This is a genomic window from Polaribacter marinus (genome assembly GCF_022662535.1).
In the GTDB taxonomy this organism is placed as follows: domain Bacteria; phylum Bacteroidota; class Bacteroidia; order Flavobacteriales; family Flavobacteriaceae; genus Polaribacter; species Polaribacter marinus.
Window position 1 is genome coordinate 327,606 of the sequence record NZ_JAKQYM010000001.1, and the last position, 21,824, is coordinate 349,429.

Annotated in this window: 21 protein-coding genes; 14 read left to right on the forward strand and 7 right to left on the reverse strand. The window is 29.6% G+C overall.

The annotated features are described in order from the left end of the window. Positions 1–55: 55 nt before the first annotated feature. Positions 56–1,831, reverse strand: a complete 1,776-nt coding sequence (gene argS, locus MC378_RS01465; protein ID WP_242176935.1) for an arginine--tRNA ligase — start codon at positions 1,829–1,831, stop codon at positions 56–58. An 88-nt stretch (positions 1,832–1,919) separates the two neighbouring features. Here argS and MC378_RS01470 point away from each other — a divergent pair, with 88 nt between their 5' ends. The 4 genes from MC378_RS01470 to MC378_RS01485 all read left to right on the forward strand — a co-directional run bounded on the left by MC378_RS01470 (position 1,920) and on the right by MC378_RS01485 (position 6,775). After that, complete coding sequence (locus MC378_RS01470; protein ID WP_242176936.1) at positions 1,920–2,444, forward strand: YkgJ family cysteine cluster protein; 525 nt, start codon at positions 1,920–1,922, stop codon at positions 2,442–2,444. Positions 2,445–2,520: 76 nt separating this feature from the next. Continuing rightward, positions 2,521–3,756 (forward strand): ABC transporter permease, encoded by a 1,236-nt coding sequence (locus MC378_RS01475; protein WP_242176937.1) that lies wholly within the window; start codon positions 2,521–2,523, stop codon positions 3,754–3,756. A 275-nt stretch (positions 3,757–4,031) separates the two neighbouring features. After that, on the forward strand, positions 4,032–5,390 hold the full coding sequence (locus MC378_RS01480) for a pyridoxal-phosphate dependent enzyme (protein ID WP_242176938.1): 1,359 nt from the start codon (positions 4,032–4,034) through the stop codon (positions 5,388–5,390). A gap of 101 nt (positions 5,391–5,491) precedes the next feature. Further along, positions 5,492–6,775, forward strand: a complete 1,284-nt coding sequence (locus MC378_RS01485; protein WP_242176939.1) for a dipeptidase — start codon at positions 5,492–5,494, stop codon at positions 6,773–6,775. Positions 6,776–7,069: 294 nt separating this feature from the next. Here MC378_RS01485 and lipA read toward each other — a convergent pair whose 3' ends face one another. Then, the gene (gene lipA / locus MC378_RS01490) at positions 7,070–7,939 is read right to left on the reverse strand and encodes a lipoyl synthase (RefSeq protein WP_242176940.1); all 870 of its coding nucleotides are present in this window, start codon (positions 7,937–7,939) and stop codon (positions 7,070–7,072) included. A 102-nt stretch (positions 7,940–8,041) separates the two neighbouring features. Between lipA and MC378_RS01495 the strand changes: the two genes are divergently transcribed. Then, a complete protein-coding gene (locus tag MC378_RS01495) occupies positions 8,042–9,181 on the forward strand; it encodes a lactonase family protein (RefSeq protein WP_242176941.1) in 1,140 nt (379 codons plus the stop codon). Here MC378_RS01495 and MC378_RS01500 read toward each other — a convergent pair. From MC378_RS01500 to MC378_RS01515, 4 genes are read right to left on the reverse strand one after another with little or no spacing between them, the layout of a single operon-like run. Continuing rightward, positions 9,176–10,396 carry an Nramp family divalent metal transporter gene (locus MC378_RS01500; protein ID WP_242176942.1) on the reverse strand — a complete coding sequence of 407 codons (1,221 nt, stop codon included), beginning with the start codon at positions 10,394–10,396 and terminating at the stop codon, positions 9,176–9,178. The two genes, MC378_RS01495 and MC378_RS01500, sit on opposite strands and share 6 nt — an antisense overlap. Before the next feature lie 2 nt (positions 10,397–10,398). Beyond that, on the reverse strand, positions 10,399–10,980 hold the full coding sequence (locus MC378_RS01505; RefSeq protein WP_242176943.1) for an RNA polymerase sigma factor: 582 nt from the start codon (positions 10,978–10,980) through the stop codon (positions 10,399–10,401). Further along, positions 10,953–12,056 (reverse strand): glycosyltransferase, encoded by a 1,104-nt coding sequence (locus MC378_RS01510; protein ID WP_242176944.1) that lies wholly within the window; start codon positions 12,054–12,056, stop codon positions 10,953–10,955. The genes MC378_RS01505 and MC378_RS01510 overlap by 28 nt, the downstream gene beginning before the upstream one ends. A 16-nt stretch (positions 12,057–12,072) precedes the next feature. After that, a complete protein-coding gene (locus tag MC378_RS01515; RefSeq protein ID WP_242176945.1) occupies positions 12,073–12,276 on the reverse strand; it encodes a membrane or secreted protein in 204 nt (67 codons plus the stop codon). Between the two features lie 143 nt (positions 12,277–12,419). Here MC378_RS01515 and aqpZ point away from each other — a divergent pair, with 143 nt between their 5' ends. From aqpZ to MC378_RS01560, 9 genes are all read left to right on the forward strand, one after another. Continuing rightward, on the forward strand, positions 12,420–13,106 hold the full coding sequence (gene aqpZ, locus MC378_RS01520; protein ID WP_242176946.1) for an aquaporin Z: 687 nt from the start codon (positions 12,420–12,422) through the stop codon (positions 13,104–13,106). A gap of 86 nt (positions 13,107–13,192) precedes the next feature. Next, on the forward strand, positions 13,193–13,771 hold the full coding sequence (locus MC378_RS01525) for an RNA polymerase sigma factor (RefSeq protein ID WP_242176947.1): 579 nt from the start codon (positions 13,193–13,195) through the stop codon (positions 13,769–13,771). Positions 13,772–13,834: 63 nt separating this feature from the next. Next, positions 13,835–14,149, forward strand: a complete 315-nt coding sequence (locus MC378_RS01530; protein ID WP_242176948.1) for a hypothetical protein — start codon at positions 13,835–13,837, stop codon at positions 14,147–14,149. 5 nt (positions 14,150–14,154) lie between these two features. Next, positions 14,155–14,640: a hypothetical protein gene (locus tag MC378_RS01535; protein WP_242176949.1), complete on the forward strand. Its 486-nt coding sequence runs from the start codon at positions 14,155–14,157 to the stop codon at positions 14,638–14,640. A 128-nt stretch (positions 14,641–14,768) separates the two neighbouring features. Then, positions 14,769–15,062, forward strand: a complete 294-nt coding sequence (locus MC378_RS01540) for an EF-hand domain-containing protein (RefSeq protein ID WP_242176950.1) — start codon at positions 14,769–14,771, stop codon at positions 15,060–15,062. Positions 15,063–15,093: 31 nt separating this feature from the next. Beyond that, positions 15,094–16,362 (forward strand): CotH kinase family protein, encoded by a 1,269-nt coding sequence (locus MC378_RS01545; RefSeq protein ID WP_242176951.1) that lies wholly within the window; start codon positions 15,094–15,096, stop codon positions 16,360–16,362. A gap of 273 nt (positions 16,363–16,635) precedes the next feature. Then, positions 16,636–17,400, forward strand: a complete 765-nt coding sequence (locus MC378_RS01550; protein ID WP_242176952.1) for a YHYH protein — start codon at positions 16,636–16,638, stop codon at positions 17,398–17,400. Further along, positions 17,387–17,998 (forward strand): toxin-antitoxin system YwqK family antitoxin, encoded by a 612-nt coding sequence (locus MC378_RS01555; RefSeq protein WP_242176953.1) that lies wholly within the window; start codon positions 17,387–17,389, stop codon positions 17,996–17,998. The genes MC378_RS01550 and MC378_RS01555 overlap by 14 nt, the downstream gene beginning before the upstream one ends. Before the next feature lie 28 nt (positions 17,999–18,026). Beyond that, positions 18,027–18,644 (forward strand): SCO family protein, encoded by a 618-nt coding sequence (locus MC378_RS01560; protein ID WP_242176954.1) that lies wholly within the window; start codon positions 18,027–18,029, stop codon positions 18,642–18,644. Positions 18,645–18,775: 131 nt separating this feature from the next. Here MC378_RS01560 and MC378_RS01565 read toward each other — a convergent pair whose 3' ends face one another. Further along, positions 18,776–21,778 carry an ELWxxDGT repeat protein gene (locus MC378_RS01565; RefSeq protein ID WP_242176955.1) on the reverse strand — a complete coding sequence of 1,001 codons (3,003 nt, stop codon included), beginning with the start codon at positions 21,776–21,778 and terminating at the stop codon, positions 18,776–18,778. Between the last annotated feature and the right edge of the window lie 46 nt (positions 21,779–21,824).

Here is a 21,824-nt window from a genome sequence, read left to right on the forward strand (position 1 = left end):
TTAATGCAAATTTAATCATTCTCCATAAATTTTTTTTAATCACATCAATGTTATTTTACATTCTTTCAGGAACTTGAATTCCTAGTAAAGAAAATGCAGATTTTATGGTGTCTGCAACTTTCTTTGCTAATTGTACTCTAAAAACTTTTTTATCTTGATTTTCTTCACCCAAAATAGATACATTTTGATAAAAAGAATTAAATTCTTTTACTAAATCATATGTATAGTTTGCAATTATTGCTGGCGAATAATTGGCAGCAGCTTGTTGCACCGTTTCTGGATATAATTCTAATTGTTTTAACAATTCTTTTTCTTTATCATGTAAGTCTATGGTAACAGGTTTTGAATAATCAAAATCTGCTTTTCTAATGATAGATTGTATTCTTGCGTATGTGTATTGTATAAAAGGACCCGTGTTTCCCTGAAAATCTACAGAAGACTTTGGGTCGAATAAGATTCTTTTTTTAGGATCTACTTTCAAGATAAAGTATTTTAATGCGCCTAAGCCAATTGTTTTGTATAATTCGTTTTTCTCATCATTAGAATACCCATCTAATTTCCCTAATTCTTCAGAAATTTCTTTGGCAGTTGTGGTCATTTCATCCATTAAATCATCAGCATCTACAACGGTTCCTTCTCTAGATTTCATTTTTCCAGATGGTAAATCTACCATCCCATAACTTAAGTGATGTAGTTGTTTTGCCCAATCGAAACCTAATTTTTTTAAGATTAAAAATAACACTTGGAAATGGTAATCTTGTTCATTACCAACAGTGTACACCATTCCGCCAACATCAGGGAAATCTTTTACACGCTGAATAGCTGTACCGATATCTTGTGTCATATAGACAGCTGTTCCGTCTGAACGTAACACAATTTTTTCATCTAAGCCATCATCTGTTAAATCGCACCAAACAGAGCCATCTTCTTTTTTGTAGAAAACGCCTTTTTCTAAGCCCTGTGCAACTACATCTTTTCCTAATAAATAAGTATTACTTTCATAATATAAGGTGTCAAAATCTACTCCCATACTTTTGTAAGTAACATCAAAACCTGCATAAACCCATGAGTTCATCTCTTTCCAAAGAGCTACAACTTTTTCGTCTCCAGCTTCCCATTTTAGTAGCATTTGTTGCGCTTCAATAAATAAAGGAGCTTCTTTTTTAGCCTCGTCTTCTGTTTTTCCTTCTGAAATTAATTGAGCGATTTCTTTTTTATATTCTTGGTCGAATTTTACATAATAATTCCCAACCAATTTATCACCTTTTAATCCAGTAGATTGAGGAGTTTCTCCGTTTCCAAATTTTTCCCAAGCCAACATCGATTTACAGATATGAATTCCTCTGTCGTTAATAATCTGTGTTTTATAGACTTTTTTTCCTGCTGCTTTAATAATTTCGGCAACAGAATAGCCTAATAAATTATTACGTACATGTCCTAAATGTAAAGGCTTGTTGGTGTTTGGTGATGAGTATTCTACCATCATTGCTTTTTCATCCGCCTTTGGCGAAACAAAGCCATAAGTTGAATTTGAATAGATTGCATTGAAGAATTTAGTATAGAAAGTGTCATCAATAACTAGATTTAAAAATCCTTTTACTACATTGTAGTTGGTTACTTCGTCTATATTTTTTACAATGTAGCTTCCTAAATCTTCACCTATTTGAACAGGATTTCCTTTCTTGTATCGCAACATAGGAAACACTACCACTGTAATATCTCCATCAAATTCTTTTCTAGTTGCTTGAAATTCTACAGATGGAATTTCTATATTGTATAAAGCTAAAAAACCTTCTTTTACTTTGGTTTCTATGATGTTTTGAATGTTCATGTACTCTTGAAAATTGAAATGCAAAATTACATATTTTTATTTGTTTTTTTGAATGATTTTTGGTCAAGAATAATTGTATTTTTGTACAATGGAAAAACGCTTAGAACAACTCCCAAAATTAGCAGAAGAAGCTAAAAAAGATAGTAAGAAGTATTTTGCAAGATTGAAGAAAAGAACTCCTAAAAATTTAGATTATGTAATGCAAGAATTACATGATGAAGAATTTGCAAAAACAGATTGTTTAGACTGTGGAAATTGTTGTAAAACTACGAGTCCTATTTTTACAGATAAAGATACAGAACGTATTTCTAAACATTTAAAAATGAAAGTTGCTGATTTTCAAAAACAATATTTAGAAAGAGATGAAGATGATTTTATGGTATTAAAAACAGCTCCTTGTACTTTTTTTGATGAATCTGATAATTCATGTTTTATTTATAACGTTCGACCTAAAGCTTGTGCAGAATATCCACATACTAATAGAAGAAAGTTTATAGGAATTACTGATTTAACAATAGAAAATACAGCTATTTGTCCGGCAACATATAATATAGTTGAAGCGTTAAAAAAGCGTTTACCTTTAGAGTCTAACGTTAAGAAGAAAAGAAGTTAATTACTACAGCTTTCATTAGATATTCTTTAATAAGAATAAATATGTATTTTTGAAAGGTATAAAACTTACATTTAATTTGAACTACGAATTATTTATTGCAAAACGTATTATTGCGGGTAAAAAGTATAAGAATAGTATTTCATCGCCTATTATAAAAATTGCTATTACTGCAATTGCGTTAGGAATCATTATTATGCTTATTGCTGTGGCAACTGGAGCTGGTTTGCAGTATAAAATTCGCGATAAAATGGCAGGTTTTCAAGGTCATGTTCAAATTACAAATTATGAAAATAATAACTCAAATATTTCTATTACAGCTATAAATAAAAATCAAGATTTTTATCCAGAGTTTTCTTCTGTTTCTGGTATTAAAAATGTACAAATTTTTGCTAATAAGGCTGGCCTTTTAAGAACAGAAACAGATTTTGAAGGGATTATCTTTAAAGGAGTATCTACAGATTACGATTGGACTTTCTTTAAAGAATATTTGGTGGCTGGTAAAATCCCTAATTTTAACCAATTAAGAACAAAAGAAGTTTTATTGTCGCAAACAATTGTCAATCGTTTACAATTAAAATTGAACGATACCATTTTAGCTACTTTTATAAAAAACAAAAATAGCAAGTGGCCTTCTAATAGAAAATATACGATTGTAGGAATTTATAATTCTGGTTTTGCTGAGTTTGATAAGAATATGATGATTGGTGATCTTAGAGAAGTTCAAAAATTAAATAAATGGACAGAAAATGAAGTTGGTGGATTTGAAGTTTTACTAGATAATTTTGATAATATTGAAGAAAAGGGAGCAGAAATTTACAGTAATATTGGCGCAACTTTAAATAGTAAAACTATTGTTGATAGATATCCTACCGTTTTTGAATGGATAAATCTTTTTGATAATAATGTTTGGTTTATCATAGCAATTATGATTCTTATCGCAGGAATAAATATGATAACTGCTTTACTTGTTTTAATTCTAGAACGCGTACAAATGATTGGTATTTTAAAAGCTTTAGGAAGTCAAAATTCTAGTATTAGAAAAGTGTTTTTATACAATGCCGCTTATTTAATTTTAAAAGGACTTTTATGGGGAAATATCATAGGGTTATCTATTATTGGGATACAACATTTCTTTAAAGTAATTACCTTAGATCCAGAAACGTATTATGTATCTACAATGCCTGTTTATATCTCTATTGGTACAATTTTAGCTTTAAACGTTGGTACGCTTATTTTGTGTTTTTTAATGCTAATAATCCCTTCTTATATCATCACAAAAATCAATCCTTCAAAGTCAATTAAGTTTGCTTAATCTTTCTTAGATATGGGCGTTACCTAAAGGCCGCGCTTTTCGTTGTATCTTTTTTCCTTCCTCAAAAAGGATGTCACTACAATCGCTAACGCAACTTTTTGCTAACAATTAGTATTACAAAAAACACCTAGAATTTTTGCGTTAGCGATTGAATGGCATGTTTGAGCTCTTTTTTTGTTTGTTTTTTAGAAAACAAAAAAAAGCGAGTAATGAAAGCGCGACCTTTTTAGGTAACGCCCAAAAAATAATTACCTTTGTAATTGTAAAATGAAGAAATGAAATACGCAAAAAATATATTAGAAACTATTGGTAATACACCTTTGGTACAGTTAAATTCAGTAACAAAAGAAATTGATGCTCTAGTGTTGGCAAAGGTAGAAACCTTTAATCCTGGGAATTCTATAAAAGATAGAATGGCCTTAAAAATGATTGAAGATGCAGAAGCAGATGGTCGTTTACAACCTGGAGGAACGATTATAGAGGGAACATCTGGAAATACAGGGATGGGATTGGCTTTAGCTGCAATTATAAAAGGCTACAAGTGTATTTTTGTAATATCAGACAAACAGTCTAAAGAAAAAATGGATATTTTACGTGCTGTAGGTGCAGAAGTAATTGTGTGTCCAACAAATGTAGAGCCAGAAGATCCAAGATCTTATTATTCAGTTTCTAAACGTTTGGGAGCAGAAACACCCAATTCTTGGTATGTAAATCAGTATGACAATCCAAGTAACGCTTTAACACATTATGAGCAAACAGGGCCAGAGATTTGGGAACAAACAGACGGTAAAATTACTCATTTTGTAGTTGGTGTAGGAACCGGAGGAACGATCTCTGGAACTGCAAAATACTTAAAAGAGCAAAATCCGAATATTAAAATTTGGGGAATAGATACCTATGGTTCTGTATTTAAGAAATATCATGAAACAGGTATTTTTGATGAGAATGAAATTTATCCATATATCACAGAAGGAATTGGAGAAGATATTTTACCTAAAAATGTAGATTTCTCTTTAATTGATGGATTTACAAAAGTAACCGATAAAGATGCTGCCGTTTATACTAGAAAAATTGCCAAAGAAGAAGGTATTTTTGTTGGGAATTCTGCAGGATCTGCTGTAAAAGGAATGTTACAATTAAAAGAGCATTTTACAAAAGAAGATGTTGTTGTTGTATTATTTCATGATCATGGAAGTAGATATGTAGGTAAAATGTTTAATGACGATTGGATGCGTGATAGAGGTTTTTTAGAAGAAGATATTAAAACAGCAGAAGATTTAATTAAAAATCATAATGATAGCCCTTTGGTTGCCGCACAAACAGAAGAATTAGTTTCACATGCCATTGAAAGAATGCGTGATTTTAAAATATCGCAAATTCCTATAAAAGATGTAAATGGTTTTGTAGGATCTATTGATGAATCTGTGTTATTGCATAATTTTATAGCAGATAAAAATATTGGAGATAAACCCATTAAAGATATTATGGGAAAACCTTATCCTGTTGTAAAAAAATCTGCAAAATTAGAAGATATTTCTAAATTGATAACTAAAGAGAATCAAGCTGTTTTGGTTGATTTAGAAAATGGGAACCATCAAATTATAACAAAGTACGATATTATAAGTGCTATTTAATAATAATTTTTTTACATGCAATAATAGAAACCATCTCAATTGAGGTGGTTTTTTAGTTTTACAAATTTTGCTACCTTTATAAAAATATCAAACTTTATAAAATGAAATACCTAAAAATCTTAGTGCTACTTTTAGTAGTATCTTCTTGTAAGAAAACCGAAGTAAAACCGGAAGACAATTTGGCCAAAGCTAAAGAAATTCACAAACGTGTTATGACTCTTGATACTCATGTAGATATAAACGTTTCTAATTTTACAGATTCTATCAATTATACACAAAAATTAGAGAATCAAGTAAATCTACCAAATATGGAAGCTGGCGGTTTAGATGTTGCTTTTTTTATTGTTTATACAGGGCAAGGAGAATTAAATGAAGAAGGTTATAAGAAGGCTTACAAAAATGCTATGAGTAAGTTTGAAGCTATTCATAAGTTAACAAAAGAAATTGCGCCAGATAGAATTGGGTTGGCTGTGACTTCTAAAGAAGCCAGAGATATTTATGCTTCAGGAAAAAAAGTAGCTATGATTGGTGTAGAAAATGCTTATCCTTTAGGAACAGATATTTCTAGAGTAAAACAATTCTATGATTTAGGAGCAAGATATATGAGTCTTTCTCATAATGGTCACAGTCAGTTTTGTGATTCTAATACAGGAGAAAAAGATAGTATTTGGTTGCACAATGGTGTAAGTGATTTAGGGAAAGAAGTCATTAAAGAGATGAATAAATGGGGAATGATGATTGATGTTTCTCATCCTTCAAAAAAATCTATGAAAGATATGATAGAATTATCTAAAGCGCCAATTATAGCATCACATTCATCTGCAAGAGCTTTATGTAATCATAGCAGAAATTTAGATGATGAGCAATTAGAATGGATGAAAAAAAATGGAGGAGTTGTGCAAACGGTTGCTTTTAGTTCTTATGTAAACACAGAAAAAGATAAAATTTATAAAGAAGAACTAAATAAGATTATAAAAAAGTTAGCAGAAAAAGAAAGATTAGAATTAAGTTCTAGAGCAGAAATTAGAAAAATGAATAGTAGTAAAAAAACAAATTTTATTGCTACTTATAAAAGATTATCTAAAGAAGCAAAAAAATTAATGAAATCATCTAATACTTCTCCAGTAAATGTTGCTGATTATGTAGATCACATAGACTATTTAGTAGAAAAAATGGGGATTGATCATGTTGGTATTAGTTCAGATTTTGATGGTGGTGGAGGTGTAGAAGGTTGGAATGACGCTTCTGAAACGTTAAACGTTACTTTAGAATTAGTAAAACGAGGTTATACAGAAAAACAAATAGCCCAACTTTGGAATGGTAATTTATTACGTGTTTTAGATGAAGTTGAAAAAGTTGCTAAAGAAATTCAATCTCAAGAATAACGATTCAACTATTTTTTTAGAATAAAACGAAAAAACCATCTCAATAGAGATGGTTTTTTTAACTAACTAATTCAAATAATTTACACAATGAAAACAGTTTACAACGTTGTCTTCAATCTTACTTTTACAAGTATTGTGCCAAAGTATAATATTCTTCATATAAATGTTAAATGAATGTGATTTTTATATTTTTTTAACAAAAAAACGATTCTAATTAAAGAATCGTTAATTTTTATTGATTTTCACTATTGATAAATCTTGTTTAAAGTTAAAAACTTATCACCCTAAAGCTGTTTATTTTGCATGTTTGTGCGCTTTGTAAGAAGAACGAACTAAAGCGCCACTTTCTACATACATAAACCCCATTTCTAAGCCTAAAGTTTCGTATTTCTTAAATTGATCTGGAGTAATAAATTCTTTTACAGGTAAATGTTTTTTAGAAGGTTGTAAATACTGACCAATAGTAATAATATCGCAATTTACTGCGCGTAAATCTTTCATGGTTTGTATTACCTCTTCTTCAGTTTCACCCAAACCTAACATTAAACCAGTTTTGGTACGCATTCCATTTTCTTTTAAGTATTTTAAAACACCTAAGCTTCTATCGTATTTTGCTTGAATTCTAACCTCTCTAGTTAATCTTCTCACAGTTTCCATATTGTGAGAAACAACTTCTGGATGTACTTCTATAATTCTATCTATTTGTTTTGTGTTTCCTTGAAAATCGGGAATTAAAGTTTCTAAAGTTGTAGTTGGGTTTGCTCTACGAATAGCATCAACAGTTTCTGCCCAAATTATAGAGCCTCCATCTTTTAAATCATCTCTATCTACAGAAGTAATTACAGCGTGTTTAATACTCATAATTTTAATAGAACGAGCCACTTTTTCGGGTTCATCCCATTCTACGGTTTCTGGTCTTCCTGTTTTTACACCACAAAACCCACAAGAACGTGTGCAAATGTTTCCTAGAATCATAAACGTTGCAGTTCCTTCTCCCCAACATTCCCCCATATTAGGGCAACTTCCACTTGTACAAATAGTGTTTAATTTATACTTGTCTACTAAACCTCTTAATTCCGTGTATTTCTTACCAACGGGTAATTTTACGCGTAACCATTTTGGTTTTTTGGGTCTTTCTGGAAGTATTACTGAATTTTCTGACATTCACTTAAAATTGAGTTGCAAATTTACAAAGAAAACTTTAGAATATTTTAATAGAACCTTTTAGAAATGAATTAGTATTTTAGAGTTTTATAAAATAAAAATATGAAGAGCTTTAAAACGATACAAATCATTACTTTACTATTGTTTATAGTCATTGTAAGTTGTAAAAAAGAATCAAAAAATAAAGTTTTAATTAATGAAAATAAAAAGGATTTGGAAATTTTAGTAGGCACTTATACAAAAGAAAAAAGCAAAGGGGTTTATAAATTGCAAATGAACTCTAACACAGGTGAATTCCAAAAGGAAGTACTTGTTGCAGAATTATCAAATCCGTCTTATTTAACTACTTCTAAAAACAATGAATTTGTTTATGTGATTCAAGAGAATGATCCAGGTACTATTGTAAGTTTTAAATGGAATAAAGATAAAACAGAGTTAGTTCAACTTTCTACTTTGCCTACAAATGGGAAACATCCTTGTTATGTATCTTTAAATTCGGATGAAAATTTAGTGGCTGTAGGGAATTACTCTTCAGGAAATATATCTGTTTATAATGTTAGTAATAAAGGTGTTTTTAATTCATCTATACAAACAAAAAAACATGAAGGAAAGGGAACAATTTTGCCTAATCAAGAAAACCCGCATGCTCATTGTACCACATTTTATAATAACAAATTTCTCTATGCTGTAGATTTAGGGATTGATGAAATTCTATGTTATCCTATACACAATAGTATTTTGGAGAATAAAAAAACAGCATTAAAAACAGATAGTGGAGATGGGCCAAGACATCTTGTTTTTCATTCAACAAAAAAAATAGCGTACCTTATTAATGAGTTTTCAAATTCAATTATTGTTTCTAAAATAAACGAAGCAACTGGTGTTTTTAATAGAATTCAAAAAATAAGCACTTTACCAAAAGATTTTATAGGTAAGAGTTTTTCTGCTGATATTCATCTTTCTAAAGATGGCAACTTTTTATATGCTTCTAATCGAGGACATAATTCTATAGCAACGTTCTCTGTAACTAATGAAGGGAAACTAACTTTAATCAATCATATTTCTACGGGGGGAAATTGGCCGAGAAATTTTGCCCTATCAAAAGATAATAAATTTTTAGTAGTAGCAAACCAAAAAAGTAACAATATTGTAGTTTTTAAAAGAGATAAGGAAAAGGGAACATTAAAGAGTACAGAACATGAAATTGAAATTTCTATTCCGGTATTTTTAAAGTTTTTATAGGCTCGTTAAAAACCAAATACTAAAACTTATTAAAAACAAGATACCAACAATACTTAATATTTTTAAAGGAAGGCTTGGTTGATATTCTTTTGGTGTATGTTTTCCTGTAATTAAAATATAGTTAAAAATGGCATAAAAAGGTGCCGTTAAAAAAGATAAAATAGTTGCAGTTTTTATTAGAATTCCCATGTTTTTCATAAAGTACTTTAAGATGATAATGGTGCCAATAAATAAGAAAATAATCCAAAACCAATAATTAAATTTTGTTTTTTTGTTAAACAATAAATTGGTAGTTTTTGTCATAGCTCTAGGAGAAGCATCTAATGTGGTTATGGTTGTACTAAACATTGTAGTAAAAGCTGCAATTCCAATAAAAATATAAGAAAATTCGCCTAAATTTTTAGTGTATAATTTTATAAGTTGTGAAGCAAAAATACTTCCTTTACTTGAAAAAGTTTCCCCAGATTTATACATTACTAAGGCTCCTAAAAGGACAAAGCAAATTCCTAAAATTAAAGTACCAATATAGCCAACGTTAAAATCAAAGATTGCGTCTTTTGGTTTTATTTTTACAAATGTATTTTTACTTTTTTCAACAGTCCAAATAGAATGCCAAATAGAAATATCTAAAGAGGTAGGCATCCATCCTAAAAAAGCAATTAAAAAAGTAATTTCTACAGATCCTGAAGGTAAAATTTGAATTACATCAAATACTTCTTTAGAACTAAATAAGGCAACAGATACTGCTGTTATTGTACTAATTGTTAAGATAATAATTATGTATTTCATTAAGTTATCTAACAACTTGTATTTTCCTACGACAAGAATAATGAGACTAATAAACATCAATATCGTAGACCATAGCACCAAATCATTGGTAAACCCAAAAAGTTGCGATGCCAATCCAGCGGTAACTATTGTAACGGCTGCTTGTATGGTAAACATTGTCGCAAAATTTAAAATGTAATAGCTTAATAAAACCCATTTCCCTAATTTTTTATAACCGTCTAATAAGGTTTCACCGGTTGCAGCAGCATAACGAGGGCCAAATTGAAAAAAGGGATACTTAAACAAATGCACTAATAATAATGCCCAAATTAATCCAAAACCAAATTCAGCACCAGCTCTAGTAGATTGTACTAAATGAGAAACGCCAATTGCTGCTCCTGCAAATAATAAACCTGGACCTAAAGATTGTAGGAATGATTTTTTCATTTTTAAGATTTCTTAATAATCTCTGCTAATAACTTTCTTGCTCGTAAAAGTTTTACTTTTACGTTGTTCATTGGTTCCTTAATTTGTTCTGAAATTTCTTTGTAAGATAATTCTTGAAAATAACGTAACTGAATAACTTCTTGATATTTAGGTTTTAATTGTTTTATATCTTTTAACAATTTTGCTAAATTTTGTTCTCTAATAATTTTGTCTTCTGGAGTGGGACTTTCATCAATTACTAGGTATACTTTTTCTTCTTGTTCTTTAGTAGTTTCTATAGAAATAGAAATATTTTTTTTTCGTAATAAATCAATATGAACATTTTTAGAAATGGTAATTAACCAAGTTTTAAAAACAAATTTTTCATCAAAAGTATTTATTTTATCGAATGCTTTAGAGAATGTTTGTATGGTAATATCCTCTGCATCATTTTCACTTTTGGTTCTTTTTAATTGATAGTTAAAAACGTCTGCCCAATAAGTATCTAATAAAAACCGAAAAGCAGATTGATTACCAGTTTTAGCTTTAGATATATTAATTTCTAGTTTTTTATTCTTTATTTCCAATGATTGGGTTTTGACCATAAATTATTGATAAATATACTAAATTGAAATAACAATAAACCAATTTCTAAAAAGGGCAAAAAATAAATAATTTGTGATTCTTTTAGTTTTCTAGCAGAAAAACCAATGACTATAAATTGAATTAAATAATAAGAAAGTACTATTGGTAAAATAATTTTCCAAGGATAAAAAAAGAAAAGTATGGGAGCCAAAACAAAGAAAAATACTTTAGAAATAAAGAACAATCCTAAAAAGAACTTATGTTTGGTTTTATAATGTTTTGCTGTAGAAATATGTCTACGTTTTTGACGAGACCACTCTTTAAACGACTTAGGAGCTTCAGAAATGGTAAAACTATCTTCTGAAGTACAAAATGTTGTGTTTTCTTTATTGGATGCATCTTGTATAAATAAATCGTCATCACCAGATCTAACCTGTATGTGGTTTATAAATCCTTTTACATTAAAAAACTCGGATCTATGATAGGCTAAATTACGACCTACTCCCATGTAAGGAGAGCCTATTTTTGCATAACTAAAATATTGTATTGCTGTTAGTAAGGTTTCGAAACGGATAAATAAGTTGACCAATTTTTTTTCTTTTTGATACTTTCCATATCCTAGAACAATAGTTTTTTTATGTGTAAAACTCTTAGACATTTCACGAATCCAATTTTTAGAAACGGGTTTACAATCTGCATCTGTAAATAATAAATGTTCGTATTTAGCTGCTTTAATGCCTAATGTTAAGGCATATTTTTTGTTTCCCCAAAAAGCTTCAATATTTTCTACATCAATTATTTTAATATTAGAATTTTTTTCTTTAAAAAATTTCATAACCTCAGAAGTTTCATCTGAAGAAGCATCATTTATTAAAATAACTTGGTAAGTAGCATAATCTTGCTCTAAAATTGAAGGAAGGAATTTTTGTAAATTTTCTGCTTCATTTTTAGCACAAATAATTACAGAAATAGAAATTTCTGAAGAATTCTTTTTTTCTTTTTTATTGTCTAAAAGAAAAGTAGAGAAAGCTAAATAATAAATTATTTGAATAACTGTAAATGCTACAAATAAGTAGAAAAGTACAGGTATAATCATTTAATTAAAAAAGAGATTAATTATGTTCTGGTTCCGAACAATTGTCAAATTGATCTGGTGTTTTTCCACAAAAACCACAAGATTCTCCAGTTTTATTTAACATCGGGTTTTGACTTGCACAAGTTCCTGCAAATTTACCATCTTTTTTAGCCCAAATTTTTATAGTAATACCTGCAATAGCAAGTGCTAATAAACCTAAAGTAAGCAATAATAATTTCATAAAAAGTAATTGTATTGCAAAGATACATATTCTTATTTTCTCATTAAAAAATCTACAGTAAATATTTATAGGGTGACTTTTTTTATTTATTAGTGTCGTAATACTGATATCAACTAAACTTTGTTAATTATAAATTTTATATTATGAAAAAATATTTTGCTGAATTATTTGGAACTTTCTGGTTGGTTTTTGGAGGATGTGGTAGTGCAATTTTTGCTGCTGGTTTTCCCGAACTTGGAATTGGTTTTGTAGGAGTAGCTCTTGCATTTGGTTTAACTGTTTTAACAATGGCATATGCTGTTGGACATATTTCTGGAGGACATTTTAATCCTGCAGTTTCTTTTGGTCTTTGGGCAGGAGGTAAGTTTGCTGCAAAAGAATTATTGCCTTATATTTTATCGCAGTTAATAGGTGCTATTTTAGCTGCAAGTGCTTTGTATTTAATTGTTTCAGGTAAAGAAGGTTTTGAAACTATTGGCGGTTTTGCTGCAAATGGTTATGCAGAATTATCTCCCGATAAATATTCTATGCAGTCTGCTTTTGTGGCAGAATTTTTATTAACAATGTTCTTTTTATTGATTATTTTAGGAAGTACAAATGAAAGAGCTCCTAAAGGATTTGCGCCAATTGCTATTGGTTTAGGTTTAACATTAATTCACTTAATTAGCATTCCTATTACTAATACTTCTGTAAACCCTGCGCGTTCTATGAGTCAAGCAATTTTTGCAGGAGGAGAATATTTAACACAATCTTGGTTGTTTTGTGCGGCTCCAATTGCAGGCGCAATAGTTGCTGGTTTAATACATAAAGCATTGTTTGATAAAGCATAAATTTGCTTCAAATCTTAATTAGAAACCAGATAACTTTATTGTTTATCTGGTTTTTTTGTATGTTTACTTTTTGATAAAAAAATCCATTGAACGAAGAAAATTTTATTATAGAATTACAATTGGGCAAACAAAGTGCTTTTAGTCAGCTTTTAGATGATTATCAACAAAAAGTGTTTGCCACCTGTATTTCTTTTATTCCTAATAAAGAAGATGCAGAAGATGTTGCACAAGAAGTTTTTTTAGAGGTATTTAAGTCAATACACAAGTTTAAAGGAGATGCTAAATTATCTACGTGGATTTATAAAATTGCGACCAATAAATGTTTAGAATTTATTAGAAAAAAAAACACCAAAAAAAGATTTGCTTTTATGCAAACTATCTTAGGAAATGAAATTCCTTTTGACAAAACAAATTATTTTACAGAAGTAAATCACCCAGGAATTTTATTAGAGAATAAAGAAAAATCAGCAATAATTTTTAAAGCAATTAACACTTTGCCAGAAAGCCAAAGAGTTATTTTTACTTTGGCTAAAATCGATGGAAAGAGTTATCAAGAAATTGTAGAAATTACAGGAAAAAGTTTATCATCAGTAGAGTCTATAATGTTTAGAGCAAAGAAAAAATTACAAGAGAAATTAGAAAATTTTTATAAATCTAATAATTAACGCAAGTTTTTAAAAGTATTGGCATCTAAAGACTTAGGGAATTATTTTGTAAACGAAATAAAAATGGAGAATAAAAAAATAAATCAAAAAGTAGAAAATACCTTTAAGGTATTAGATGCTATAGAGAAGGTAGAGGTAGACCATTTTTTTAAGCATAAAGTTTTGCAAAAACTAAATGCAGAAAAAGAAGTAAAGAAAGTAGTTTTTTCATGGTTTACTCCTCAATTACAGTTGGTAACACTATGTGTTGTTTTATTACTAAATGTTAGCGCCATTTTTTATGCATTTTCTTCATCAGAAACAACGGTTAGTTCAGATATAGAAATATTTGCGGAAGAATACTCTTTACAATCTAGCAGTAGTTCAATTTTAAATTAAAAGTTATGAAATCAAAATTACTTCCAATTTTATTAGTCTTATTAATTTTTTTAAATGCAGTTTTAATTTTTATGTTGCTGACTAAGCCTCATGAAAAACCACAACATCGTCAAGAAGGAAATTTTTTAATAGAGAGATTACAATTTAATGATGATCAAAAAGAGCAATTTAGGGAGTTAGACAAAACTCATAGAGAATTTATGATGAATTTTGAAAATCAAATTAGAAAAAATAAAGATGTTTTATTTAATTCTTTTTCTAAAGAAAATTTTAATTCAGATTCAATTATAAGTACCATTAGCGTTTTACAGGCTAAAAAAGATACAGAGCTGTATAGATTCTTTAGTAAGGTAAGAAAAATATGTACAAAAAAACAGGTAAAAGTATTTGATGATATCATTAATGAAGCTCTTAAAGGGAGTGAAAGACCTCCAGTTAATGAAAGAGGTCCTAGGCTAAGAAACGAAGGGATGCCACCTCCACCTAGATAATATTTATCATGTTTTTATAAACCCTATTTCAATCAAGAAATAGGGTTTTTTGTTAAAGTAAAGTTAACGTGCGCAAGTTTATAAAAATGCTAGCATCTAAATTTATATAAACAAAAACATATAAAAAAATGAAAAAATTAACAAACAAAATTTTAGCAGTACTAGCATTAGGTTTATTCGTTTCAACATCATCATTTGCCCAAAAAGAAGGAAATGGAAAAAGACCAGAAGGACCACCATCAATAAAACAAATCCTTAAAGATTTAGATACAGATAAAGATGGAAAAATTTCTTTAAAAGAAGCTAAAGGTCCATTAAAAAAAGATTTTAAAAAAATAGATACAAATAACGATGGTTTTATTTCTAAAAAAGAGATTAAAAATGCTCCTAAACCCGAAAAAAGAGAAAGACCTAGAAATTAAAAAATTAAAAACGAACTAATTATAGAAGTTTATGAAGAATTTTAAAACCATTCTATTTTCAACACTTATAGTATTTACTTTATATTCTTGCGCAACCGATGAAATCGCCGATGTTGTAGAAGAATTAGAAGATCAAAATGTAATTATTGATGATACAGAATTTACTGCCACAGATTGGACAGTTGATACTCATAGTAAAGATGCGGATCCAAATTTTGAAGAGGTATTCAAGGATAATACCGTAAAAAGATTAGACCTTGTTGTAACATCAGAAAGATGGCAAACAATGTTAAACAATATGGAAAGCCTTTATGGAACATTCGGCGGAACTTCAGGAGGCCCAGGAGGTCCTGGAACAGGAGGTGCAACAACAGAAGTAGATGAAAACCCAATTTTTGTTCCTGCAGAAGTGTTTTATCAGAATAAAGAATGGTACCGTGTTGGTATTCGTTTTAAAGGAAATTCAAGTTTACAATCTAGTTGGCAAGCAGGAATTTTAAAATTATCTTTTAAATTAGATTTTGATGAATTTGAAGATGATTATCCGCAAATAAAAAATCAACGTTTTTATGGATTTAAAAAATTAAGTCTTAAAAATAATTACGATGATAAATCGATGTTAAGAGAAAAAGTGGCTACAGATGTTTTTAGAAATGCTGGATTAGCAGCTTCACATACTGCTTTTTATACAGTATATGTAGATCATGGAAATGGGCCCGAATATTTTGGGGTATATACATTAGTTGAAGAAGTTGATGATACTGTTATAGATACTCAATTTTCTGATGATGATGGAAATTTATACAAGCCCGATGGAGATGCAGCCTCTTTTGCAAGTGGAACTTATAATGAAGATGAGTATGTAAAGAAAACCAATGAAGATGAAGCAGACTTTTCTGATGTGTCTGATTTATATTCAATACTACATAATGCAACAAGAACTACAGATCCTGCAACTTGGAGAACAAACTTAGAGGCGGTTTTTGATACAGATGTATTTTTAAAATATTTAGCAGTAAATACAGTTGTTCAAAATTGGGATACATACGGAAGAATGACGCATAATTATTTTTTATATAACAATCCGGATACCAGTAAATTAACGTGGATTCCTTGGGATAATAATGAAGCATTGCAAACAGGGAAAATGGGAGGTTCTTTACCTTTAGATTTTTCGGGATTAAATGCCACACAATGGCCAATAATAGGTTATTTATATCAGGATGAAGAATACAAAGCAAAATATGATACATACGTACAAGAAGTAATAGATGATGCTTTTAATGAAACTACAATATAAGCATTATATACAAATTATGCGGCATTAATAGAATCTTATGCAACATCAGAAATTCCGGGATATTCATTTTTAAATAATAGTTCAGAATTTCAATCAGCAGTAAGCCAATTAAAAAGTCATGTTGCGGCAAGAAAAGTAGCTGTAGAAGATTATTTAGATTAACAAAGTGAAAACAAAATTTAAAGTGGTTTGATTTTAAATGCTTTGTAAGAAATTGCGATTTTTTTTAATAAAGCCATCTAAATAAAAAACAATAACAAAAAACACAAAGAAATGAAAAATCAATTTATAAAAACATTAAGCATTTTAGCTATTTTATTTACTGTAATAATAGCATGTAGCTCATCATCAGATATTGAAGAAGAGTTAGAAGAAACAACAGGGACTTTACACAATGCTTTTGCAGATTTTGACACAGCAGAAACAGACATATATTTGCAGGGATCTAATGTAGTTATAGAAACAACAGGAAACCCAAATCATACAACACCATATTGGGGTTCAGGACATGCAAAATATGTAGCACCAACCGTAACATCAGAAGCAGAAATGACACCAAGTTTAATTCCGGGGTATGATGCAGCTGCAAGTTTAACGGTGTCTCAACATCCTAGTTTGGCAAGTAGTACTACAAACACATCTTTAGGAGCTATTGGGATTGCTGTAAGTGGAGCAGCTATTTTTAATGACCAAGAAGGAAACGGAGCTTTAGATCAAGCAGCAGGAAGTTTAGATTATACAGGAGGTCATATTGGACCGCAAGAATATCATTATCATTTAGAACCAAGAGCTTGGACAAATGATGATGAAAATTTGGTAGGTATAATTTCTGATGGATTTTTTATCTACGGAAGAAAATGTAATTCAACAGGAACTTACCCTACGGACTTAGATGCTTCTGGAGGACATACAAGTACTACACAGCACACAGATTCTGCAGAATATCATTATCATATTATTAATGATTTATATTCAACGACAGGGAGTTATATTGTTTTTGCAGGACCATATAAAGGAACACCCAATGCAATTAATTAAGGTTTTTTATATACTTGTTCTTTTTAGTTTTAGTAGTTGTAAACAAGCAGCTACTAAAGCTAATTTAAATGTGATAAATGAAGAAAAAATTAAAACCATTTTAGTTGATAAAAATCAGCTTAAATTAATTCCTGAAAAAGGACAATGGTTTTATAAAAAACAACCTTTTAATGGTTTTGCTGTAGTTTATTTTTCAGATGGAAGCATTGCAGAAAAAACAGGTTTTTTTAATGGAAAAAAACAAGGAGTTTCTAATAAATGGTTTCAAGATGGTACTCTTCAAAAAACATCTTATTACCAACAAAATAAGTTAAATGGAATTGTTAAAGTTTGGTGGAAAAGTGGAGCAATTGCATCTGAATATAATTATACAGATGGAGTAAAACATGGGGTTCAACAGCGATGGTACTCCAGTGGTCAATTAGCAAAGAAAAGAAATTTAAACAAAGGGAAAGAAGAAGGAATGCAGCAAGCATGGTTAGAAAATGGTAAGATTTATGTGAATTATGAAGCTAAAAATGGAAGAATTTTTGGAATGAACCGAGCAAATCTATGTTATAAATTAAATAAAGAAGAAGTACAATATGAAAGTAAATAATATTTTTTATGTTTTTATCTTTCTTTTGATGTGTTGTAAAACAAATCAAAAAAAAGAAGAAACAAGCAGGGTAGATGCTTTGCCTTATTTTAATGAAGCATCATTTACACCAAAATGGATTTCACCTACAAGTAAAGAATTAACTAGCTTTCATAGAATTCCAGATTTTAATCTTGTAAATCAGAATGGGGAAACAGTAACTCAGAAGACCTTTGAGAATAAAATTTATGTTGCTGATTTCTTTTTTACAACTTGTCCAGGTATTTGCCCGATGATGACAAGCAATATGTATAAAATTCAAGAAGAGTTTAAAAATGATAACGACGTTTTGTTATTGTCACATTCTGTGACTCCAGAAAAAGATTCGGTCGTAAAACTTAAAGAATATGCTTTAGAAAAAAAGATAGATGATAAAAAATGGCATTTAGTTACTGGTGATAGAAAGCAAATTTATGATTTAGGAAGACAGTTTTATTTTGTAGAAGAAAACTTAGGAGAACCGTTAGGTATTGATGATTTTTTACACACAGAAAATTTTGTATTGATAGATAAAAACAAACACATTAGAGGTATTTATAATGGACTTAATAGAGCTTCAATTGCTCAATTAATAGTAGATATTAAAGCATTGAAAAATGAAAAGTAAAATTTTTACAGCGCTATAAATAGAAAATATTTTAGTAATTTTTAACTTGAAACATTTAGTTAAATTTCTATTTCTTCAGCATTACTTTACTGTAATATTATTTATTTACATTATTTATGCCTTTCTTGTTATTATTCTAAAATGATTTTCTTAGTTAAATTTCCTGATTCAGTTTGTAGTTTTACAATGTAAAAACCTGCCGCTAATTTTGGTAAATTAATATCTTGAACTCCATTGGCACTAAAATAGCTGTCAAGTACTTGTTTTCCTAGAATATTAAATAAAGTAAAAGTTGTTTTTCCTTGAGGTAGCCCCATTATTCTAATTGTAGATACATTTGTTTTAAAAATATTTACCGTAGATAAAGTGTTGTTTTTTATGCTTAAAACAGTTGGCGTTGTGTGTATGTAAAATCTACCAATTTCGTTAATAGCACTTTCTAACATAATTGTGTATTCGCTATTTGTTTTATTTAAATGTGTAAAAGAATTGAGCATTCTGTCTTCTAAATACACATTGATGTCATTTGGTAAATTTGTTGCATTTACAGAAAATGTAAGTGTAGTATTTTCATTAGCTTTTAACCCTACTGGAACAATCATAGATTCGTAATTTTCTGGAGGTAAAGATTGTAATGCAATATTTGTTGTGTTACTATTATCTAATAAGCGTGTATAAATAGAAAAATCAGAAGTAATTCCATTAAATAACCCTGCATCATACCCTGGGTCTAAGCCAGTGGTTGTACCTGCTATGTATTTTATTTCTGTGGATTTTGTTTCCGTTCCGTTAGATACTGATAAAAGTATTTTAGCTATGCTATTTGTTGTACTTCTTAAAAATAAGTTTTCTGGTTGATGTTTTTGCATTTCCTCTAAAATGGTAATGTTGCCACCATCTTCTTTAGAAGCAATAAAAAATCCTTGTCCTGGTGTAATATATTTGTTCCCGTCGGTTGTTTTATTAATAACGTCATAAGAATTTTTTACAGGGTTCCAAAAATACAAACCAACAAATAAGGGATCCATATGTGCTTCATTTTGTGTTATAAAATTATTAGTTGCATCTGCATCGTTATTTATAGCAATAAAAGAAGGATATGGATTTCCAATCAAGTTCCATTTATTTTCAACTCCTGTTCCTGAAATTCCTAAGGAGATAGGGTATTCTAAATCATCTGTTTTTAAAGTTCCTTTAAACGGAATTATTCCGTCTGTAGAGCGTAAAACAGAATAACCATTTCCAGAATTCATTACCTCAGATGAACTTGTGTTAAAATAAGTCCAAGGATTTCCATCAACTGAATTTTGGTATAAAGCCAACCCTTTTCTGTTATCTCCAGAACCATCAGCTAAAGAACCATTTGTAATAATATCTTCAACATTTTCTCCAAAAACAGGTGATGAAATTAAATGCCAAGGTTTAAAATCTGGTTCTGGGGCAGTATCAATACCAGTAACATATCTGTTATAAGTAATGTTACCTGAAGATGAATCATTAACAATTAAAGAACCGCTAGATGTTGCATTAGAATAGATATTTAGAGTTCCTGTATCTGCAAATAAATTTCCTTTTGCAGTCATTGATTTTCCTGCGTTTATATTTAATGTTCCTAAAAGATGTAAATCTATAATTTCTAAATTTTCAATATTTATATTTACTGTTTTACCAACAGGGATTTCAACATCATCATTCGCAATTGGTACTACACCAAAACTCCAATTTTCATTTGTATTCCAGTTACCAGATGCTGCTGTAAATGTGTTTGGGTATGATAGTTTGTAGTTTTTATAACCTGTCAATCCAAAAGCCCTAAAAAAAAGTTTTTCTTTAAATTTTATAAAGTTATCAGGAGATGAAGAAGAACCAATGTTAATATCTTGTTTTAATATAGTCCCTGCAGTTGTGCCGTCAGACTCCCAAAGTTCTTTTCCGTTTACGCCATCATCTGCATCAAAATACAATTTTCCTTTGTACTCATTTATATACAGAATATGTGAGGTCATAGCTCCGGGTCTTATGTCTTTTACAAGTACAGTACCATCTTCAGTTCCATCTGTTTTCCATAGTTCGTGTCCTGTATTACCATTGTCTGCTGTAAAAAATAAAACGCCATTAAATTCTATAAATTTACTTGGACTAGAATGAGTGTTACCTGGATTTGTGTTGATGTGTTTTAAAAGAATTGTACCTTCTGTTGTACCATCAGAAACCCATAGTTCACTACCATTTCCATCATTCGCCGAAAAATATAAATTTCCATTATAAGTTATCAAGTCTTGAGGATAAGAGTCGTTTTTTCCAGGTTTTATATCTTTTACAAGTACTGTTCCAGCTTCTGTACCGTCTGTTTTCCATAATTCTCTACCTGTATTTGTAGGTTCGAATGCTTGGAAATATATTTCTCCGTTGTAAACGGTTAGGTATTTGGGGTTAGAGTGAGACCCACCAACACCTGTATAAATATCTTTAACAAGAACTGTTCCAGCTTCTGTTCCATCCGTTTTCCAAAGTTCTTTACCTGAATCATCATTTGCAGTAAAATAAAATTCATTATTTAAAATAACAGAATAAAAACCTGATGGTTCATAAGAACTAAAACTTCCAGGTCTTATGTTTTTTAAAATTTTTGTGCCAAGTTCAGTACCATCTGATTCCCATAATTCACTACCATTTATCCCATCATTTGCAAAGAAAATTAATTTTCCTTTAAAAGAATTTAATTCATATATATATGATTGTTGGTTGTTATTATTTATGTTTTTTACAAGTACTGTTCCAGCTTCTGTACCATCTGTTTTCCAAAGTTCTGTACCATTAACACCATCATTTGCTGTAAAGAACAAAAGGTTTCCTACAACAGTAAAATTGCTTGGAGATGAATCTGAGATTCCAGGGTTAATGTCTTTAACAAGTGAAGTTCCTAAAGTTGTTCCATCTGTTTTCCATAATTCTTTTCCATTTATGTTATCATACCCAGACGTAAAAATGTAATCTTTAAATATTGTGTAATTATACGAAGTCAAACTAAAACTTACATCTTCACTTGGGTTATTAAAAAAAGAAACATTCTGAGAAAAGGCTGTGTTTCCTAATAGTAAAAATAGGAAAGAAATTAATATCGCATTTTTCATAGTTGTGTGCTTTAAGAGAATACATCAAACTTATGATTGCATATTA

Excerpts from the sequence above, each read along its gene's own strand:
- argS (WP_242176935.1), bottom strand. The coding sequence starts at position 1,831 with ATGAACATTCAAAACATCATAGAAACCAAAGTAAAAGAAGGTTTTTTA.
- MC378_RS01470 (WP_242176936.1), top strand. The coding sequence starts at position 1,920 with ATGGAAAAACGCTTAGAACAACTCCCAAAATTAGCAGAAGAAGCTAAA.
- MC378_RS01480 (WP_242176938.1), top strand. The coding sequence starts at position 4,032 with ATGAAATACGCAAAAAATATATTAGAAACTATTGGTAATACACCTTTG.
- MC378_RS01485 (WP_242176939.1), top strand. The coding sequence starts at position 5,492 with ATGAAATACCTAAAAATCTTAGTGCTACTTTTAGTAGTATCTTCTTGT.
- lipA (WP_242176940.1), bottom strand. The coding sequence starts at position 7,939 with ATGTCAGAAAATTCAGTAATACTTCCAGAAAGACCCAAAAAACCAAAA.
- MC378_RS01495 (WP_242176941.1), top strand. The coding sequence starts at position 8,042 with ATGAAGAGCTTTAAAACGATACAAATCATTACTTTACTATTGTTTATA.
- MC378_RS01500 (WP_242176942.1), bottom strand. The coding sequence starts at position 10,396 with ATGAAAAAATCATTCCTACAATCTTTAGGTCCAGGTTTATTATTTGCA.
- MC378_RS01505 (WP_242176943.1), bottom strand. The coding sequence starts at position 10,980 with ATGGTCAAAACCCAATCATTGGAAATAAAGAATAAAAAACTAGAAATT.
- MC378_RS01510 (WP_242176944.1), bottom strand. The coding sequence starts at position 12,056 with ATGATTATACCTGTACTTTTCTACTTATTTGTAGCATTTACAGTTATT.
- MC378_RS01515 (WP_242176945.1), bottom strand. The coding sequence starts at position 12,276 with ATGAAATTATTATTGCTTACTTTAGGTTTATTAGCACTTGCTATTGCA.
- aqpZ (WP_242176946.1), top strand. The coding sequence starts at position 12,420 with ATGAAAAAATATTTTGCTGAATTATTTGGAACTTTCTGGTTGGTTTTT.
- MC378_RS01530 (WP_242176948.1), top strand. The coding sequence starts at position 13,835 with ATGGAGAATAAAAAAATAAATCAAAAAGTAGAAAATACCTTTAAGGTA.
- MC378_RS01535 (WP_242176949.1), top strand. The coding sequence starts at position 14,155 with ATGAAATCAAAATTACTTCCAATTTTATTAGTCTTATTAATTTTTTTA.
- MC378_RS01540 (WP_242176950.1), top strand. The coding sequence starts at position 14,769 with ATGAAAAAATTAACAAACAAAATTTTAGCAGTACTAGCATTAGGTTTA.
- MC378_RS01545 (WP_242176951.1), top strand. The coding sequence starts at position 15,094 with ATGAAGAATTTTAAAACCATTCTATTTTCAACACTTATAGTATTTACT.
- MC378_RS01550 (WP_242176952.1), top strand. The coding sequence starts at position 16,636 with ATGAAAAATCAATTTATAAAAACATTAAGCATTTTAGCTATTTTATTT.
- MC378_RS01555 (WP_242176953.1), top strand. The coding sequence starts at position 17,387 with ATGCAATTAATTAAGGTTTTTTATATACTTGTTCTTTTTAGTTTTAGT.
- MC378_RS01560 (WP_242176954.1), top strand. The coding sequence starts at position 18,027 with ATGTGTTGTAAAACAAATCAAAAAAAAGAAGAAACAAGCAGGGTAGAT.
- MC378_RS01565 (WP_242176955.1), bottom strand. The coding sequence starts at position 21,778 with ATGAAAAATGCGATATTAATTTCTTTCCTATTTTTACTATTAGGAAAC.